Consider the following 17,527-nt stretch of genomic DNA (forward strand, 5'->3'; position numbering starts at 1 on the left):
GTCGTGTTTCCTGCGTCCGTTCTGTCCCATAACGGGTGCGGTGGGAAGCGGATTCGGGCGTACCTAGTCGAAAGGAACGACCAGGTACGCCCGAATCGGCCAGGTACGCCCGCGTCCGGCAGGCGCGGACGCGATAGCCGCGGCCTGGAGGCGCGGTGCGGGTCCGCCACGCTCGTTCTCTCCCATGACGGGTGCGGTGGGAAGCGGAAACGGGCGTACCCAGTCGAAAGGAACGGGCAGGTACGCCCGAATCGGCCAGGTACGCCCGCCCCAGGCCGCCTGCGGTCAGAGCTGCGCGGCCGCCATGGTCGCGACGACGCCGAGGACGATCAGCCCGACGACGGTCCATCCGTGCGCCCGGTGGGTGATCGGCGCAGCCGTCACCGTCGCCGGAGGTGGGCCGTCCTGCGCCGGCGGGGCGGGCACGAAGGCCCGCATGCGCTCGGCCGCAGCGTCGACGTCGAGGTGATCCGCGCCTCCAGGCCGTCCGTCGACCACGGCGCTGAGCCGTGCCGACCTGCGGGTCGCGAGCCAGGTGCGACGGACGCCCTCGCTCGAGACGACCTCGATGCCGTACTTGGTGCGGACCTCGGTGACGCGCCGCCAGGCGTACGTGCTCGTGCGCCGGACGTCGACGATGCGGAGGTGCTCCGACGTGAGCTCGTACCGGGGCCGCCACAGCACCGCCCAGGCGACGAAGGCGATGAACAGGCTCGGGACGGGCGCGAGCCAGGGGGTGTCACCGGTGATGAGCGCGAGCGGGACGAGGGCGACGGCGGCGACCCAGAGGACGACGGCGAGCGTGCGCATGCCGGGGGCGAGGATCGTGGTCACGCCGACGAGCGTACGAGACGCAGTGACGAGATGCCTCCCCGGAGACGTCCGGGGAGCGGGTGTGACACACCGGCGCGTATCTCCGGACGACCCGATTCTCCGGGGAGGCAGATCCTGTGTGGACCTCTCGTGCGGACAATGTTCCTCGGCCCCCAGTTCGGGTGTCAATACCCCACTGGACTTATTTCCGGAAATCGACACGCTGATCGTGCGGGAACTGAATGCACGCGCATCGAGGGTGCGCTCAGGCGACCAGGAGCTCGATCTGCGCCCGGATCGTCTCGGCCTTCGGGAAACGAAGTCCGACGAGTCCGACGTGCCGCCAGCGGACCACGCCGTCGGGGCCGATGACGAACACCGAACGGCGGAGCCCGATGCCCGGCGCCTGCACGCCGTAGGCGCGGATGACGTCGCCCGAGGTGTCACTGAGCAGCGGGAAGGTGAGCGAGGAGCCGCGGGCGAAGTCCTCGTGGGAGTCGAGCGCCTGCGGGCTGACGCCCCACACGACGGCCCCGAGGTCGCCGAAGTCGTCGAGCTCCTCCTGGTAGCTGCAGAGCTGGGCGGTGCAGACGGGGGAGGCGTCGCCGGGGTAGAAGGCGAGGACGATCGTCCGGCCGATCTCGGCGGACAGCGAGTACTCGTCGTCGAGGCGTGTCCCGTCGCGGACGATCATGCCGGGCAGGGTGAAGCCCGGCGCAGGATCGCCGATCTCGGGGATGCTCATGTGCTCACGCTAGGGCCGCGGGATCGGTGCGTCGCCGCGCCGCGCTGTGGGTTCTCTGTGGGTCCGGTCAGCGGAAGAGCTGCGGGAACGCGTGCGCGACCCACGGGTACCCGACGAACACCGCGGCGTCGAGCAGGCAGTGCGTGATCACGAGCGGGAGGAGCCGACCCCACTTCGTGTAGATCCAGCCGAACACGACGCCCATCACGGCGTTGCCGACGAAGGCGCCGAAGCCCTGGTACAGGTGGTAGCTGCCCCGCAGGACGGCGGTCGACAGGATGACCTGCCAGCGGCCCCACCCGAGGCCGCCGAGGCGCTCGTACAGGTACCCGACGACGATCACTTCCTCCTGCAGGCCGGAGCGGATCGCGGACAGCAGCAGGACGGGGATCGTCCACCAGTACGAGTCGAGTGCCGCCGGGTTCACGTTCACGGTGAACCCGAGTGCGCGGCCCGTGAAGTACAGCGCCAGCCCCGGGATGCTGATGCACAGGGCGATGAGCGCCGCGCCGCCGAGGTCGGGGCGTGCGCGGAACCGGTCGATGCCCAGTCGAGCGAGGTGCGGGCGCGTCGTGCTCCAGAGCAGGAAGCAGACGAGGGCGACCGGCGCCAGGTCGACCGCGATGCCGACCAGCTGCCGTGCGAGGTCGACGTACTGCACCGTGGTCGTCGAGGTGTTGAGCGCCGTGGACTGCTGTCCGAGGGGGGTCGTCTGGGACAGGTCGTCGATGATCTGGAGCACCGAGTACAGGGCGCTGCCACCCAGCGAGAGCATGAGCACGATCGTGATCTCGGTCCACGTTCGCCGTCGGCTCATCGGCTGTACTCCTGTCGGTTGCGAACTACCGGTAGACTGGCGTGTCGGGCGTTCTGCCCGCGGGCGTGGCGCCGATGCTGCCGGCCCGACTCTTCCCAAGAAATTGAAGGATGTCCTGTATGGCGCTCGCCACCCGGTCCGACCTGCGCAACGTCGCCATCGTGGCACACGTCGACCACGGCAAGACCACGCTCGTCGACGCGATGCTCACGCAGACCAACTCGTTCGACGCCCACTTCGAGGGCGAAGACCGGATGATGGACTCGAACGACCTCGAGCGCGAGAAGGGCATCACCATCCTCGCGAAGAACACGTCGGTGCTCTACAACGGCAAGCACGCGACGGAGTTCGGCTCGGACGGCCCGATCACGATCAACGTGATCGACACCCCGGGTCACGCCGACTTCGGTGGCGAGGTCGAGCGCGGCCTCTCCATGGTCGACGGTGTCGTGCTGCTCGTCGACGCGTCCGAGGGCCCGCTGCCCCAGACCCGCTTCGTGCTCCGCAAGGCGCTCGCGGCGAAGCTCCCGGTGATCCTGCTCGTCAACAAGACGGACCGCCCGGACTCCCGCATCGACGAGGTCGTCTCCGAGTCGCAGGACCTGCTCCTCGGCCTCGCGTCCGACCTGTCGGACGAGGTCGACGACCTCGACCTCGACGCCATCCTCGACGTCCCCGTGGTGTACGCCTCGGGCCGTGCGGGTGCGGCCAGCCGGAACAAGCCGGCCGACGGCTCGCTGCCTGACAACGACGACCTCGAGCCGCTGTTCGAGGCGATCCTGCAGCACGTCCCGGCCCCGAAGTACGACGACGAGCACCCGCTGCAGGCGCACGTCACGAACCTCGACGCGTCGCCGTTCCTCGGTCGCCTCGCGCTGCTCCGGATCTTCCACGGCACGATGAAGAAGGGCCAGACGGTCGCGTGGGTCAAGCACGACGGCACCGTCGCGAACGCCCGCATCACCGAGCTCCTCGTCACCAAGGCGCTCGAGCGCTACCCGGCCGAGTCGGCGGGCCCCGGTGACATCGTCGCCGTCGCCGGCTTCGACACGATCACCATCGGTGAGACCCTGACCGACCCCGAGGACGTCCGTCCGCTGCCGACCATCACGGTCGACGACCCGGCGATCTCGATGACGATCGGCACGAACACCAGCCCGCTCGTCGGCAAGGTCAAGGGCCACAAGCTCACGGCGCGCATGGTCAAGGACCGTCTCGACCGCGAGCTCATCGGCAACGTCTCGCTCAAGGTCCTCGACATCGGTCGTCCGGACGCGTGGGAGGTCCAGGGCCGCGGCGAGCTCGCGCTGGCCATCCTCGTCGAGCAGATGCGTCGCGAGGGCTTCGAGCTCACGGTCGGCAAGCCGCAGGTCGTCACCAAGCGTGACGAGAACGGCAAGCTCCAGGAGCCGTACGAGCACATGACGATCGACACGCCGGAGGAGCACCTCGGCGCGATCACGCAGCTCATGGCCGCGCGCAAGGGTCGCATGGAGAACATGACGAACCACGGCACCGGCTGGATCCGCATGGAGTTCATCGTGCCGTCGCGTGGCCTCATCGGCTTCCGCACCGCGTTCCTCACCGAGACCCGCGGCACCGGCATCGCCAACGCGATCTCGCACGGCTACGCCGAGTGGGCCGGCCCGATCCAGACCCGCATCAACGGCTCGATCGTGTCCGACCGTTCGGGTGTCGTCACGCCGTTCGCCATCACGAACCTCCAGGAGCGGATGACGTTCTTCGTCAACCCCACGGAAGAGGTCTACGAGGGCATGGTCATCGGCGAGAACTCGCGCGCCGACGACATGGACGTCAACATCACGAAGGAGAAGAAGCTCACGAACATGCGTTCGGCGAACGCGGACTCCTTCGAGTCGATGACGCCGTCACGCCAGCTGTCGCTCGAGGAGTGCCTCGAGTTCGCTCGTGAGGACGAGTGCGTCGAGGTCACCCCCGACGCCGTGCGCATCCGCAAGGTCGAGCTCGACGCGCAGGCCCGCCAGCGTGCGTACGCCCGCCTGAAGCGTCAGGACGCGTAAGCGCGGACAGCCTGGAGGCACGCCCTCCACGACCGGCCCGGTCACCTCGTCGAGGTGGCCGGGCCGGTCTTCGGTTGTAGCGTGGGGTGCGTGACTCTCGACCTCCTCTCGCTGTACCAGGACCTCCACGCACACCCCGAGCTCGGCTTCCAGGAGCACCGCACGGCGGGCATCGTCGCCGCGAAGCTCGAGGAGATCGGCGGGATCGAGGTGACGACGGGCGTCGGCCGGACCGGCGTCGTGGGCGTGCTGTCGAACGGCGAGGGCCCCGTGGTGTGGCTCCGCGCCGACATGGACGGGTTGCCCGTGCAGGAGCGCACCGGCCTGCCCTACGCGAGCGAGCACCGCGGCACCGACGAAGAGGGCAACGACGTCCCGACGATGCACGCCTGCGGCCACGACATCCACGTCACGTGGTTGCTCGGCACCCTCGAACGCCTCGCCGCGACCACGGACGACTGGCACGGCACGGTCGTCGCCGTCTTCCAGCCCGCCGAAGAGGTCATCTCCGGCGCCCGGTCCATGGTCGAGGACGGCCTGGTCGACCGGTTCCCGAAGCCCGACGTCGTCCTCGGGCAGCACTCCGCACCGGCACCCGTCGGCATCGTCGCGGTGGGCAGCGGCCCGGTGATGGCCTCGAGCGACCGGCTCACCGTGACGTTCAACGGCCGGGGCGCGCACGGTTCCGCCCCGCAGGCGTCCCTCGACCCGATCGTCACGGCCGCGTCCGCCGTCGTCCGCCTGCAGACCGTGGTCTCGCGCGAGGTCTCGCCGAGCGACGCCGGCGTCGTCACCGTCGGCAGCTTCCACTCCGGCACCCGCGCGAACATCATCCCGGACCAGGCCGTCATCGAGATCTCGACGCGTGCCCGCAACGAGGAGACCCGCGCGCGGATCATCGCGTCGATCGAGCGGATCGTCCGAGCCGAGAGCGAGGCCGGCGGGCTGCCCGAGCCGACGATCGTGCGCTCGCCCGGCGCCGAGGTCACCGTGAACGACGCCGAGCAGGCGCAGGTCGTCCTCGACGCGATCCGTGCCGAGGTGTCCGGCGCCCGGGACCTCGAGATCGGGCTCGCGATGGCCTCCGAGGACGTCGGGCAGCTCGCCACGGCCAGCGGCGCACCGCTCGTCTACTGGTTCACGGGCATCACGGACCCGGAGCTCTTCCGCCGCGGTGCGGACATCCCGAGCAACCACTCGCCGTTCTACGCGCCGCAGGCCGAGACGGCCATCCCGGTGGGCGTCGACGCCCTCGTGGCGGCGACGCGCGCGTACGTCGCCTGACGCAGGCGGTCCTGCACAAGGCGACCGGGAGGCGCGGCGCGACCCCGTCACGCACGTGACGTTCCCAGGGGACTCACGCCGCGCCTCCCGGCTGGCACTCTAGGGTTCTGCGCATGCGCACCCCGACCCGCACCCTGATCGCCGCCGTCGCTGCCGGCATCGCCCTCGCCGGCCTGGCCGGCTGCTCGTCCGACGCCGTGAAGCAGGCGACGGACCTCGGGTCCTCGGTGGCGTCGAGCGTCGCCGACGGGGTCAAGGGGATCGACGGCAAGGCGATCCAGGACGGCATGGCCTCGGTCGCCGGAGGGATCGACGGTGCGCTCGACACGGCGCTCAAGGGCACGAACGTGACCTCCGAAGGCAAGGTGCCCGGCGGCTTCCCGACGACCGAGGTCCCGCTCGTCGACGGCACCGTGCTCGGCGGCGGTGCGGGGCCGAACGGCTCCGGCTGGGTCGCCCAGGTGCGCGCGTCGTCGGTGGACGACTTCGCGACCGCCGACCAGCAGCTCACCGACGCCGGGTTCACGGAGTCGGCGAAGCGCGCGGACTCGTCGAGTGCGTTCGGGATGTTCCGCAGTGACGCGTACCGGGTCGTCCTGACCTTCTCGGACGGCGCGGACGGCGTGACCGCGACGTACATCGTGACGCCCCGCTAGTCGCCCAGCCCGTACGCTGGGACCCGATGTCGAAGGTCGCTGCCACCCGCCCCGAACGCGTGCTGTTCGTGCACGCCCACCCCGACGACGAGACGCTCTCGTCGGGCGGGACGATCGCCACGCTGCTCGAGCTGGGCGCCGAGGTCACCGTGCTCACCGCGACGCGGGGTGAGCGCGGCGAGATGCTCACACCGCAGCTCGCGCCGCTCTTCGGCGACGGTCCCCGCGTCGCCGCCCACCGGGAGACCGAGATCGCCGGCGCGCTGGCCGCCCTCGGGGGACCGGCGCACCTGTGGCTCGGTGGGGCGGGAGCACGTCCGACCGACCTCCCGGAGCGGCGCTACAGCGACTCCGGCATGCAGTGGGGGCCGGACGGCCGTGCGATCGCCGCCGACGACGCCCCTGCCGACTCGCTGACGGCGGCGGACCTCGGCGAGGTCGTGGACGACATCCGGGCCGCGATCCGGTCCACCGCCGCCGACGCCGTGGTCAGCTACGCCGACGACGGCGGGTACGGCCACCCGGACCACGTCCGCGTCCACCACGCCGCGCGGTACGCAGCCAGGGCCGAGGAACTGCCGTTCTCGATGATCGTCGACCCGACGACGACCGAAGCCGACGTCACGGTCGACGTCCTGCCGGTCCGGGCGAAGCTCCGTGCCGCCGTCGAGCAGTACCGCTCGCAGGTGACCGTCGACCCGGCGGACCCCGCCGACCCGACCGCGCTCTCGTGGGTGATGCCGCACGGTGTCCGCCACCACGCTCCCGCCGTGGAGGCGTTCCGCCATGCCGACGCCCCCGCGGTTCCGGCCCCGCAGACCTACGCCGAGATGTCCGGCCAGGGGAAGGTGACCGCGGTCGTCGTCGCCCTCGTGCTCGGACTCGTCGCCGGCGGGCTCGGCACGGTCGCCCACCAGCAGACCCTCGGTGCGTTCCCGATCGGCATGGTCCTCACGTCGCTGATCGTGGTCGGGCTGACCGTCGGCATCCGGCTGCTGTACCGCTCGCGGGCGATGGTCGCGGCCGTCGGGCTCGGGATCATCCTGGCGACCCAGGTCCTCGTGTCCGTCGGTGGGCAGAGCTCGCCGCTCGTCCTCGCGAACACCGCGGGGTACGTGTGGACGTTCGGGCCCGCCGTGGTCGCCGCGCTCGTGCTGGCGTGGCCGGACCTCTCCGGGCTGCGGTCCGGCGCGCGTGCCGAGGGGGAGACCGGCTCGCGGTCAGGGGATCCCGCCCGCCGCGAGTAGACTCGACAACGCTCAGTCCGAAGGGAGCACCCCAGCCGTGACGTACGTGATCGCCCAGCCCTGTGTCGACGTGAAGGACCGCGCGTGCATCGACGAATGCCCGGTCGACTGCATCTACGAGGGTGACCGGTCGCTGTACATCCACCCCGACGAGTGCGTTGACTGCGGTGCGTGCGAGCCCGTCTGCCCGGTCGAGGCGATCTACTACGAGGACGACCTCCCCGACGAGTGGGCCGACTACTACAAGGCCAACGTCGAGTTCTTCGAGGAGGTCGGTTCGCCCGGCGGTGCCGCGAAGGTCGGTGTGATCCACAAGGACCACCCGGTCGTCATGGCCGAACCGCCCCGCGGCTGAACCGGAGCTCGCACGTGGCGCTCGACCTCCCCGACTTCCCCTGGGACCAGCTGGTCCCGTTCAAGCAGCAGGCCGCAGCCTACGAGGGCGGCATCGTCGACCTCAGCGTCGGCTCGCCCGTCGACCCGACGCCGGCGGTCGTGCGCACGGCACTCGCCGAGGCCACGGACGCGCACGCCTACCCGCAGGTCGCCGGCACCCCGGCCCTGCGTGAGGCGATCGCCGCCTGGTACGGCCGACGCCAGGGCGTGACGCTGACGCCCGACCAGGTGCTGCCGACGATCGGCTCGAAGGAGTTCATCGCCGGGCTGGCGCTCTGGCTCGGCATCGGGCGCGGCGACACCGTGGTGTTCCCCGCGGCCGCGTACCCGACGTACGAGCTCGGTGCGGCGCTGGTCGGCGCCACCGCCCTGGCGTCCGACGACCCCGCGGCGTGGCCGGAATCGACGAAGCTCGTCTGGCTGAACTCGCCGGGCAACCCCGACGGCCGCGTGCTGTCCGTCGAGGACCTCCGGGTCGCCGTCGCCCGCGCCCGTGAGCTCGGTGCGGTCATCGTCGGAGACGAGTGCTACGCCGAACTGGGGTGGGTCGCACCGTACGACACCACCCCGACCCCGACGATCCTCGACCCCCGCGTGGTGGGCGACTCGCTCGACGGCGTCCTCAGCGTGTACTCGCTGTCGAAGCAGTCGAACCTCGCCGGGTACCGTGCCGCGTTCGTCGCCGGTGACGCAGCGGTCCTCGCCGACGTCCTGGCGGTCCGGAAGCACACCGGCATGATGCCGCCGCTGCCCGTGCAGGAGGCCATGATCGTCGCCCTCGACGACGAGACCCACGTGCAGCAGCAGAAGGCGCGCTACCGGGCCCGACGGAACATGCTCCGACGGGCACTCGAGGGTGCCGGCTTCCGGATCGACCACAGCGACGCCGGCCTGTACCTCTGGGCCACCCGCGGCGAGCCCGCCCTGGACACCGTGGCGTGGCTGGCCGAACGCGGCATCCTCGTCGCTCCCGGTACGTTCTACGGTCCGGCGGGGTCCGAGCACGTGCGCGTGGCGCTCACGGCGACCGACGAGCGCATCGCCGCAGCCGCCCAGCGCCTGGCGAGTGCCCAGCGTCTGGCGTCCGCCTGACGCTTTCGCCCTGCGCGCAATCCGTGGTTCCCACCAAGTCCTGAGGCTCGATGTGTGCACGACCGACAGTGGGCGCGATTAGGCTGTCATCGTGACTGACACTGCCAATGACGCTCAGAAGACGGCCACACCGCCCACCACGCCCGTCCCCGTGAGTCCCGCCGCCGAGCAGACGACGGAGACCGCGACGCTGACGTACCCGGGCGGCACGGCGGAGTTCCCGATCCTGCCGAGCGTCGACGGTGCGTCCACCATCGACATCTCGACGTTCAAGAAGCAGACCGGGATGAACACGCTCGACTACGGGTTCGTGAACACCGGGTCGACGAAGAGCGCCATCACCTACATCGACGGCGACCAGGGCATCCTGCGGTACCGCGGCTACCCGATCGACCAGGTCGCCTCGAACTGCACCTTCCTCGAGGTCGCCTGGCTCCTCATCTACGGCGAGCTGCCGAACAAGGCCGAGCTGGCCGACTTCGACGCCCGCATCCGTCGGCACACGCTGCTGCACGAGGACCTCCGTCGTCTGTTCGACGCCCTCCCGCACTCGGCGCACCCGATGTCCGTCCTCTCCAGCGCCGTCAGTGCCCTGTCGACCTACTACGAGGACGACATGGACGTCGACGACCCGGAGAAGGTCGAGCTGCAGACCGTGCGTCTGCTCGCCAAGCTCCCGGTCATCGCCGCGTACGCGCACAAGAAGGCGATCGGACAGGCGTTCCTGTACCCGGACAACTCGCTGTCGTTCGTCGACAACTTCCTGCGCCTGAACTTCGGCACCATGGCCGAGACCTACGTGCCGAACCCGGTGCTGTCCAAGGCGCTCGAGCGACTGCTGATCCTGCACGAGGACCACGAGCAGAACGCCTCCACGGCGACCGTCCGCCTGGTCGGGTCGACGAAGGCGAACATGTTCGCCTCGATCTCCGCGGGCATCAACGCCCTGTACGGCCCGCTGCACGGCGGCGCGAACGAGGCCGTCCTCGAGATGCTCCAGCAGATCAAGGACTCCGGCGAGCCAGTGCAGCGCTTCGTCGAGCGGGTGAAGAACAAGGAGCGCGGGGTGAAGCTCATGGGCTTCGGACACCGCGTCTACAAGAACTACGACCCACGCGCCAAGCTCGTGAAGGAGTCCGCGCACGAGGTGCTCGAGGCGCTGGGCGTGCAGGACGACCTGCTCGACATCGCGATGGAGCTCGAGGGGATCGCGCTGGAGGACGAGTACTTCGTCAGCCGCAAGCTCTACCCGAACGTCGACTTCTACACGGGCATCATCTACAAGGCGATGGGCTTCCCGCCGCGGATGTTCACGGTCTTGTTCGCCATCGGGCGGCTGCCCGGCTGGATCGCCCAGTGGCGCGAGCTGAACAACGACCCGCTCAACAAGATCGGTCGCCCGCAGCAGCTGTACGTCGGACACCCGGAGCGCGACCTCCCCGCGCGCTGACGCGCGGCGCGTTCAGTGAGCACAAATGGTCGGGTCCCGAGACGGGACCCGACCATTGCTGCTCACTCAGTGTCGGACTGGAGGCGCGGGGCGGGCTGGCACCGTGCCTCCCGTCCGGTGCGTCACGCGTGGAGCGCGGTGTTCAGCTGGATGCCCTGACCCTGGCGCTGGAGCGCCTCGACGGCGCCGGAGAGCGAGTTGCGGCGGAACAGGATGTTCGGGGTGCCGGAGAGCTCAGCGGCCTTGACGGTCTTCGGGGTGCCGTCCGGGTTCGGTGCTGCACCGACGAGGACGACCTTCGTGCCGGCCGTCACGTAGAGGCCGGCCTCGATGACGGAGTCGTCGCCGAGCGAGATGCCGAGGCCGGCGTTCGCCCCGAGGAGTGCGCGCTCACCGAGGGAGACCCGGTGCGTGCCGCCGCCGGAGAGCGTGCCCATGATGGACGCCCCGCCGCCGATGTCGGTGCCGTTGCCGACGACGACGCCCTGCGAGACACGGCCCTCGATCATGGCGTCGCCGAGGGTGCCGGCGTTGAAGTTGACGAAGCCCTCGTGCATCACGGTCGTGCCCGGTGCGAGGTGCGCACCGAGACGGACGCGGTTGGCGTCACCGATGCGGACGCGGTCCGGGACGACGTAGTCGACCAGGCGCGGGAACTTGTCGATGGCGTGCACGGCGATGCCCGCGCGCTGCAGGCCTGGGCGCAAGCGCGTGAGGGAGTCGGGGTGCACGGGGCCGGCGTTCGTCCACGCGACGATCGGCAGGTGCGCGAAGACGCCGTCGAGGTTGATCTCGTTCGGGCGCACGTGCAGGTGGCTCAGCAGATGCAGGCGCAGGTACGCGTCCTCGGTGCTCGACGGGGCGGCGTCGATGGTGACCTCGGTCGTGACGGCCTCGATGCGGACGTCGCGGCGGGCGTCGTCGCCGACGTGCGCCTGCAGTTCGGCGGGGAAGGCCTCGTCGGTCGGCAGTGCGCCGAGGTGCGTCTCCGGGTACCAGGTGTCCAGCGTCGTGCCGTCGGCGGCGATCGTCGCGAGGCCGTGGCCCCAGGCGTGGGTCGGGCGGTCGGTGGCAGCGGTCGTGTCGGTCACCGGACCAGGGTACTCAAGGGTCGGCCGGTAGGCTTCCCGCATGCCGGAGCAGCTCGACCTCACCGCCTCGTCCATCGACATCACCCGTGCCATCTGCGACATCGAGTCGGTGTCCGGCAACGAGGGACCGCTCGCCGACGCGATCGAAGCGGTCCTCACGCCGCTTGCGCACCTCGAGGTGATCCGCGACGGCGACGCCATCGTCGCGCGCACGAAACTCGGCCGGGACCGCCGCGTCGTCATCGCCGGGCACATCGACACGGTGCCGCTGAACGACAACCTGCCGACCTCCTTCCGCGAGATCGACGGGCATACGGTCCTCTGGGGGCGCGGCACCGTCGACATGAAGGCCGGCGTCGCCGTGCAGCTGAAGCTCGCGTACGACCTCGCGGACCCGAGCGTCGACGTCACGTGGGTGTTCTACGACCACGAGGAGGTGAGCGACTCGCTCAACGGCCTCGGCCGTCTGGCCCGGACGCGTCCCGAGCTCCTCGCCGGCGACTTCGCCATCCTGGGGGAGCCCTCCGGGGCGCAGATCGAGGGTGGTTGCAACGGCAACCTCCGCGCCGAGATCCGCACCTTCGGCAAGCGGTCGCACAGTGCCCGCAGCTGGATCGGCGACAACGCGATCCACAAGGCGGCACCGATCCTGGCGACCCTCGCCGCGTACGAGCCCCGCACCGTCACGGTCGACGGGCTCGAGTACCGCGAGGGCCTCAACGCCGTCGGCATCTCCGGAGGCATCGCCGGCAACGTCATCCCCGACGAGGCCATGGTGCACGTCAACTACCGGTTCGCCCCCTCGCGCAGCGCGGACGAGGCAGTCGCCCACATCCGCGAGCTCTTCGACGGGTACGACGTGCAGATCGTCGACCTCGCCGCCGGTGCCCGTCCGGGGCTCGACGCCGCGCTCGCGCAGGACTTCGTCGCCGCGGTCGGTGGCCCCGCGCCCCGCCCGAAGTACGGCTGGACCGACGTCGCCCGCTTCTCCGCCCTCGGGGTCCCCGCCGTCAACTACGGTCCGGGCGAGCCCGTGTTCGCGCACCACGACGACGAGCAGGTCCCCGTCGACCAGATCACCTCGGTCGAGGACGGTCTGCGTCGGTGGCTGACGGCCTGACCACGGCCGGGTCGACCCGGCTGAGCCCCGCCCGAGCCCGCTGGCACGCCCGCTACCGGGTCGTGCCGTGGTGGGCGCGGATCACGGTCGTCTACGTGCTCGCGCGCGTCGTCACGGGCGTGATGCTCTCGGCGTTCGCGAGCGTCCAGGCCGCGAACTCCTTCACCGTGCAGCACCCGGGGCTGCTCTCGTTCTCGTCGATCTGGGACGGCGCCTGGTACCGCGTGATCGCGGCGAGCGGGTACCCGTCGACGCTGCCGGTGGACGCCGCCGGGCACGTGACGGAGAACGCGTGGGCGTTCATGCCCGCGTACCCGTTCCTGGTCCGCGGGCTCATGGTGCTCACCGGGGCGTCGTTCGAGCTCGTCGCGGTGTCGGTCTCCCTGCTGTTCGGTTGGGGTGCCGCGCTCGTCTTCCGTCGGCTGATGGGGAAGTTCCTCGACCCGGCGCGGGCGACGTTCGCCACCGTGCTGTTCTGCGTCGCACCGGTCGCCGTGATGTTCCAGGTGGCGTACGCCGAGTCGATGGGGATGTGCCTGCTCCTCGTCGCCCTGGTCCTGATGGTGGAACGCCGCTGGTGGACGATGCTGCCCGTCGTGCTGCTGCTCGGGATGACCCGGCCGACCGGGCTCGCGTTCGCGTTCCTCATCGTGCTGTTCCTCGGCGCCTGGTTCGTCCGGCCGGCGTGGGTCCGTGAGTCCGTACCGCTGACCGTCCGACGGTTCGTGCCGCCCGCGGTGGTGGCGGTGGTCTCCGGGGTCGTCGGGCTCGCGTGGCCGGCGATCGCGTGGGCGGTCACCGGGGTTCCGAAGGCGTACACGGACACCGAGCTCGCCTGGCGCTCGTCGTACATCGGGTGGAAGGAACTCGTGCCGTTCGCCCCCTGGATCCAGGGCTTCGGGTGGTGGTTCCGTCAGCCGGCCGGGGCGATCCTGCTCGCCGTGGTGGTCGTCGGGTTCGCGGCGTTCGTGTTCATGCCGGCGGCGCGGCGGATCGGTCTGGAGCTGCGGCTCTGGGGTGTCGCCTACGTCGTGTACCTGCTGGCCGTGTTCTTCCCGCAGTCGAGCACCTGGCGCATCCTGCTGCCGATCGCACCCCTGCTCGGGATCGTCGCACTGCCGCGGTCACGGGTGTACCGGGTGGCGGTCGTCGTCGTGTGCCTCGCCCTGCAGTGGGTGTGGCTGTACTACTGCTGGTGGGTGGACGGCTACGACTGGACGCCGCCGTGATCGGTGGTCGGCCCGGTCGGCGGCGCTGACGGCGCCGGGTCATCCGGGCGCCACGCTGCCGCGGCCGTGATCATCGAGTTGACCGTGGCGATGAACGGCACCGCGAAGAACGCCCCGACCACCCCGGCGATCGTGGTGCCGGCCGTCACGCCGAGCACGACGCCGAGCGGGTGGACCTTGACGGCGCTGCCGGTGAGGAACGGGTGCAGGACGTGGCTCTCCAGCTGCTGCACGACGATGACCACGCCGAGCATCACGAGTGCCGGGACCCAACCGTTGAACACCAGCGCGACGAGCACGGCGACTCCGCCGGCGACGATGGCACCGACGACCGGGACGAACGCCCCGAAGAACACGATGACGCCGATCGGGATGGCGAGCGGTACCTGGAGCGCCAGGGCGCCGATGACGATCCCGAGCGCGTCGGTGACGGCGACGACGAGCTGGACGCGGATGAAGCTCGTCAGCGTCTTCCATCCGGCGTGCCCGGCGACGTCGATGCGGGGGCGGGCCCGCCGGGGGAACAGCCGCACCGTCCAGGACCAGATCCGAGGCCCGTCGACGAGCACGAAGATCGTCGTGAAGACCACGATGAAGAGCCCCTCGAGGGCGTGCACGAGCCCGCTCCCGGCCTCGAGCGCACCCGACAGGATCGACGACGCGTGCGTCTGCAGGAACCTGGTCCCGTCAGCGAGCCACTTCGTCACCTGCGACGCCGTGATGCCGAACGGTTCCGTCGCCAACAGCGTCTGCAGCGACTGCACGTTGTGGTCGAGTCGGTGTGCGAGGGACGGGAGGTCGTACCGGATCTGCGCGGTGACGACCAGCGCGAGGACCCCGAGGGCGACCAGGACGCCGACGAGGCACGACAGGACCGCCAGCCACTTCGGCCACCGGTGCCGCTGGAGGAACGCCGACAGGGGCGCGAGCAGGGCGCAGACGAGCAGACCCACGAGGAACGGCACCACGATGTCGCGCAGCAGGACCACGAGGACGACGACGATGGCGATGGCGGCGACGACGACGAGGATCCGCCACGAGAACGCACCGGCCACCCGCACGCCCGGCGGGACGGCTTCGAGCGCGGGATCTGCGTGTGGACGACGCGTGGAGCGGATGTTCGGCACACGCCAAGGTTAGGAATCCGACCCGCGAGAACGTCGCGATTCGCCACCCCCAACCTGGGCGGTTTCGCAGTTCCCCCATCGATACGAGATAATGAGCGGGCATGTACTGCACGAAAGGGGACATCTGATGGCAGCCATGAAGCCGAGGACCGGTGACGGGCCGATGGAGGCTGTTAAGGAGGGTCGACTCATCATCGTGCGGGTTCCGCTCGAAGGTGGAGGCCGCCTGGTCGTCTCGGTCAACGATGCCGAGGCCAAGGAACTCCACGACGCACTCGCCGAGGTCGTCTCGGCCTAGTACGTCGAAGCACCGAACGGGGGAGCCCGGAGCGCGTACGCTCCGGGCTCCTTCGCGTCCGGGACGGCGCAGCCGGTGCCGTCGGGGACGGCGCAGCCGGCGTGGTCCGGCGCAGCGCTGTCGGTACCGTCCGGCAGGATGAACGGGTGCCACGGACCCGCCTGCCGATCCGCCGCGTCGAGGAGTACGCGCCGGACCCACTGGCGCGCGATCAGTGGCCCGGGACCCTCGCGCCCGTCCGCCAGCTCCTCGACGACGGGCTCGACCTCGATCCCGTGACGGTGTTCGTCGGCGACAACGGCGTCGGCAAGTCGACCCTGGTCGAGGCGATCGCCCTCGCGTTCGGGATGGGGCCGGAGGGCGGTTCGACCATGTCGGGGCACACCACCCGCGCGACCGAGTCGCAGCTCTGGGAACACCTCGTGCTCGTCCGGGAGCCCGGCGCCGCGAAGGGCGGGTTCTTCCTGCGCGCCGAGACCATGCACGGGCTGTTCACGTTCCTCGAGGAGCACCCGGGCCCCCGACCGGAGCCGGTCTTCCACGAGCGCAGCCACGGCGAGTCGTTCCTGGACTTCGTGATCGACCGATCGCAGTGGCCCGGACTCTGGATCCTGGACGAACCGGAGTCGGCGCTGTCGTTCTCCGGCTGCCTGGCGCTCATCGGCCTGCTGCAGTCCATCGTCGAGAGCGGCATCGGCCAGGTCGTGCTGTCGACGCACTCGCCGGTGCTCGCTGCGTTCCCGGGCGCGACCATCCACGAGGTCGGGGACTGGGGCATCCGCCGCACCGCCTGGGGCGACCTGGACCTGGTGCGCAACCAGCGGGCGTTCCTGGAGTCCCCGGAGCGCTACCTGCGCCACCTCGACTGAGCGGCTACGCGGACACCTTCGTCATCTGCAGCAGCCCGTCGCCCGCCGGAGACAGCGCGCTGATGACCGCACCCGAGGTCGACACCTCGGTCAGGAGCAGCCGGAAGTCGGTGGTCGCCCGGTCCCGCTTCACCGGATCGGCGACCCGGCCACGCCAGAGCGCGTGCGGCACCAGCACGGTCCCGCCGACGCGTGCGAGCCGCAACCCGTGCTCGACGTACTCGATGACGTGCTCCGGGTCGGCGTCGACGAGGACGACGTCGTACGACGCCTCGTTCATGCGCGGCAGCACCTGGTTCGCACGGCCGGGGATGAGCCGGATGCGGGCGGGTGCGGTGCCGGCGGCGATGTAAGCGTCGCGGGCGTACTGCTGGTGGTCGACCTCGACGTCGATCGTCGTGAGGGTCGCGGTCGGTGCGCCGCCGAGCAGGTACAGCCCGGACACGCCGAGTCCGGTGCCGATCTCGATGATGCTCGTCGCCCGCGATGCCGCCGCGACGACGCCGATCTGCGCACCGATGGCGGGGGAGATCGCCTCCACCCCGAGCTCGAGGGAGTGCTCACGAGCACGGGCGATCACCTCGGACTCCGAGACGATGTCCTCGGCGAACTTCCAGTTCGACTCTTTCTCTGACACGCACACTCCGTTCGGATGACAACTCTACGGGTGCGGCGCAGTGCGGACGGGTTACGCTCGTACCGTGTTCGACGGCTTCGAGAAGTTCCTGGTGATCGGGATCATCGGCGTCCTCCTGCTCGGACCGCAGCGGCTGCCGATGTACGCCCAGAAGCTCGCCGAGTTCGTGAAGGCCGTCCGTCGCTTCGCCGACACCGCGAAGGACCGGATGCGCGAGGAGATGGGCCCCGAGTTCGACGAGGTCGACTGGCAGAAGCTGGACCCTCGGCAGTACGACCCGCGCCGCATCATCCGCGATGCGCTGCTCGACTCCGGCGGCAGTGCGGCGACCGTGCAGACCGCGCAGGTCACCGCCTCCAACGTGCGTGCGACGGCACCGGTGGTGCCCCTCGCCATCGGCGAGGCCGCACCCTTCGACGCCGAGGCGACCTGACGAGGGCGCCCCACGCCCGTCACGTGACCGGGTGACGGCCTGGAGGCGGGGGGGGGGGGGGGGGCGCCCCCCCCCCCCCCCCGGGGGGGGGGGGGGTTTGAACGCCCCCCCCCGGGGGGGGGGGTTAGGGCGGGGGGCATCGGGTAAGAACAACAACGCAACCCCCAACAAAACAACAAAC

At 70.5% G+C, this 17,527-nt stretch carries 18 protein-coding genes; 12 read left to right on the plus strand and 6 right to left on the minus strand.

The annotated features are described in order from the left end of the window. Window positions 1–285 precede the first annotated feature (285 nt). The 3 genes from ABIC61_RS11875 to ABIC61_RS11885 all read right to left on the minus strand — a co-directional run bounded on the left by ABIC61_RS11875 (window position 286) and on the right by ABIC61_RS11885 (window position 2,375). The gene (locus tag ABIC61_RS11875) at window positions 286–834 is read right to left on the minus strand and encodes a hypothetical protein (protein WP_354030057.1); all 549 of its coding nucleotides are present in this window, start codon (window positions 832–834) and stop codon (window positions 286–288) included. Window positions 835–1,078: 244 nt separating this feature from the next. Then, complete coding sequence (locus ABIC61_RS11880; protein WP_144755273.1) at window positions 1,079–1,558, minus strand: peroxiredoxin; 480 nt, start codon at window positions 1,556–1,558, stop codon at window positions 1,079–1,081. Window positions 1,559–1,625: 67 nt separating this feature from the next. Beyond that, a complete protein-coding gene (locus ABIC61_RS11885) occupies window positions 1,626–2,375 on the minus strand; it encodes a CPBP family intramembrane glutamic endopeptidase (protein WP_354030058.1) in 750 nt (249 codons plus the stop codon). A 119-nt stretch (window positions 2,376–2,494) separates the two neighbouring features. Here ABIC61_RS11885 and typA point away from each other — a divergent pair, with 119 nt between their 5' ends. The 7 genes from typA (at window position 2,495) to ABIC61_RS11920 (ending at window position 10,542) form a co-directional block, all read left to right on the plus strand. Next, complete coding sequence (typA, locus tag ABIC61_RS11890; RefSeq protein ID WP_097180683.1) at window positions 2,495–4,417, plus strand: translational GTPase TypA; 1,923 nt, start codon at window positions 2,495–2,497, stop codon at window positions 4,415–4,417. Window positions 4,418–4,507: 90 nt separating this feature from the next. Further along, entirely contained in the window at window positions 4,508–5,701 is a 1,194-nt protein-coding gene (locus ABIC61_RS11895; protein WP_354030059.1) for an amidohydrolase, read from the plus strand. 113 nt (window positions 5,702–5,814) lie between these two features. Next, a complete protein-coding gene (locus ABIC61_RS11900; protein WP_354030060.1) occupies window positions 5,815–6,357 on the plus strand; it encodes a hypothetical protein in 543 nt (180 codons plus the stop codon). Window positions 6,358–6,383: 26 nt separating this feature from the next. Continuing rightward, entirely contained in the window at window positions 6,384–7,604 is a 1,221-nt protein-coding gene (locus ABIC61_RS11905) for a PIG-L family deacetylase (protein WP_354030061.1), read from the plus strand. Window positions 7,605–7,641: 37 nt separating this feature from the next. Continuing rightward, window positions 7,642–7,959: a ferredoxin gene (fdxA, locus tag ABIC61_RS11910; protein WP_058728223.1), complete on the plus strand. Its 318-nt coding sequence runs from the start codon at window positions 7,642–7,644 to the stop codon at window positions 7,957–7,959. A 14-nt stretch (window positions 7,960–7,973) separates the two neighbouring features. Next, complete coding sequence (gene dapC / locus ABIC61_RS11915; protein WP_354030062.1) at window positions 7,974–9,092, plus strand: succinyldiaminopimelate transaminase; 1,119 nt, start codon at window positions 7,974–7,976, stop codon at window positions 9,090–9,092. A gap of 151 nt (window positions 9,093–9,243) precedes the next feature. Beyond that, window positions 9,244–10,542 carry a citrate synthase gene (locus ABIC61_RS11920; protein ID WP_354030069.1) on the plus strand — a complete coding sequence of 433 codons (1,299 nt, stop codon included), beginning with the start codon at window positions 9,244–9,246 and terminating at the stop codon, window positions 10,540–10,542. A 122-nt stretch (window positions 10,543–10,664) separates the two neighbouring features. Here the strand turns inward: ABIC61_RS11920 and dapD are convergent, their stop codons facing one another. Beyond that, the gene (gene dapD, locus ABIC61_RS11925; protein ID WP_354030063.1) at window positions 10,665–11,633 is read right to left on the minus strand and encodes a 2,3,4,5-tetrahydropyridine-2,6-dicarboxylate N-succinyltransferase; all 969 of its coding nucleotides are present in this window, start codon (window positions 11,631–11,633) and stop codon (window positions 10,665–10,667) included. A 40-nt stretch (window positions 11,634–11,673) separates the two neighbouring features. Between dapD and dapE the strand changes: the two genes are divergently transcribed. Then, on the plus strand, window positions 11,674–12,753 hold the full coding sequence (gene dapE, locus ABIC61_RS11930; protein ID WP_354030064.1) for a succinyl-diaminopimelate desuccinylase: 1,080 nt from the start codon (window positions 11,674–11,676) through the stop codon (window positions 12,751–12,753). Continuing rightward, complete coding sequence (locus ABIC61_RS11935; RefSeq protein ID WP_354030065.1) at window positions 12,738–13,982, plus strand: putative hexosyltransferase; 1,245 nt, start codon at window positions 12,738–12,740, stop codon at window positions 13,980–13,982. Before dapE ends, ABIC61_RS11935 begins: the two co-directional genes overlap by 16 nt. On the opposite strand, the gene ABIC61_RS11940 is transcribed toward ABIC61_RS11935, so the two are convergent. Then, the gene (locus tag ABIC61_RS11940) at window positions 13,961–15,109 is read right to left on the minus strand and encodes an AI-2E family transporter (RefSeq protein ID WP_144755247.1); all 1,149 of its coding nucleotides are present in this window, start codon (window positions 15,107–15,109) and stop codon (window positions 13,961–13,963) included. The genes ABIC61_RS11935 and ABIC61_RS11940 overlap by 22 nt on opposite strands. Window positions 15,110–15,236: 127 nt before the next feature. Between ABIC61_RS11940 and ABIC61_RS11945 the strand changes: the two genes are divergently transcribed. Further along, a complete protein-coding gene (locus ABIC61_RS11945) occupies window positions 15,237–15,407 on the plus strand; it encodes a DUF3117 domain-containing protein (protein ID WP_017887054.1) in 171 nt (56 codons plus the stop codon). 146 nt (window positions 15,408–15,553) lie between these two features. Beyond that, entirely contained in the window at window positions 15,554–16,276 is a 723-nt protein-coding gene (locus ABIC61_RS11950; RefSeq protein ID WP_144755244.1) for an AAA family ATPase, read from the plus strand. Between the two features lie 4 nt (window positions 16,277–16,280). On the opposite strand, the gene ABIC61_RS11955 is transcribed toward ABIC61_RS11950, so the two are convergent. Continuing rightward, complete coding sequence (locus ABIC61_RS11955) at window positions 16,281–16,913, minus strand: O-methyltransferase (RefSeq protein WP_097180672.1); 633 nt, start codon at window positions 16,911–16,913, stop codon at window positions 16,281–16,283. A 64-nt stretch (window positions 16,914–16,977) separates the two neighbouring features. Here ABIC61_RS11955 and ABIC61_RS11960 point away from each other — a divergent pair, with 64 nt between their 5' ends. After that, window positions 16,978–17,346: a twin-arginine translocase TatA/TatE family subunit gene (locus ABIC61_RS11960; RefSeq protein WP_354030066.1), complete on the plus strand. Its 369-nt coding sequence runs from the start codon at window positions 16,978–16,980 to the stop codon at window positions 17,344–17,346. Window positions 17,347–17,527: the final 181 nt, after the last annotated feature.

Source organism: Curtobacterium sp. 1544 (assembly GCF_040544915.1).
Classification (GTDB): Bacteria; Actinomycetota; Actinomycetes; order Actinomycetales; family Microbacteriaceae; genus Curtobacterium; species Curtobacterium pusillum_C.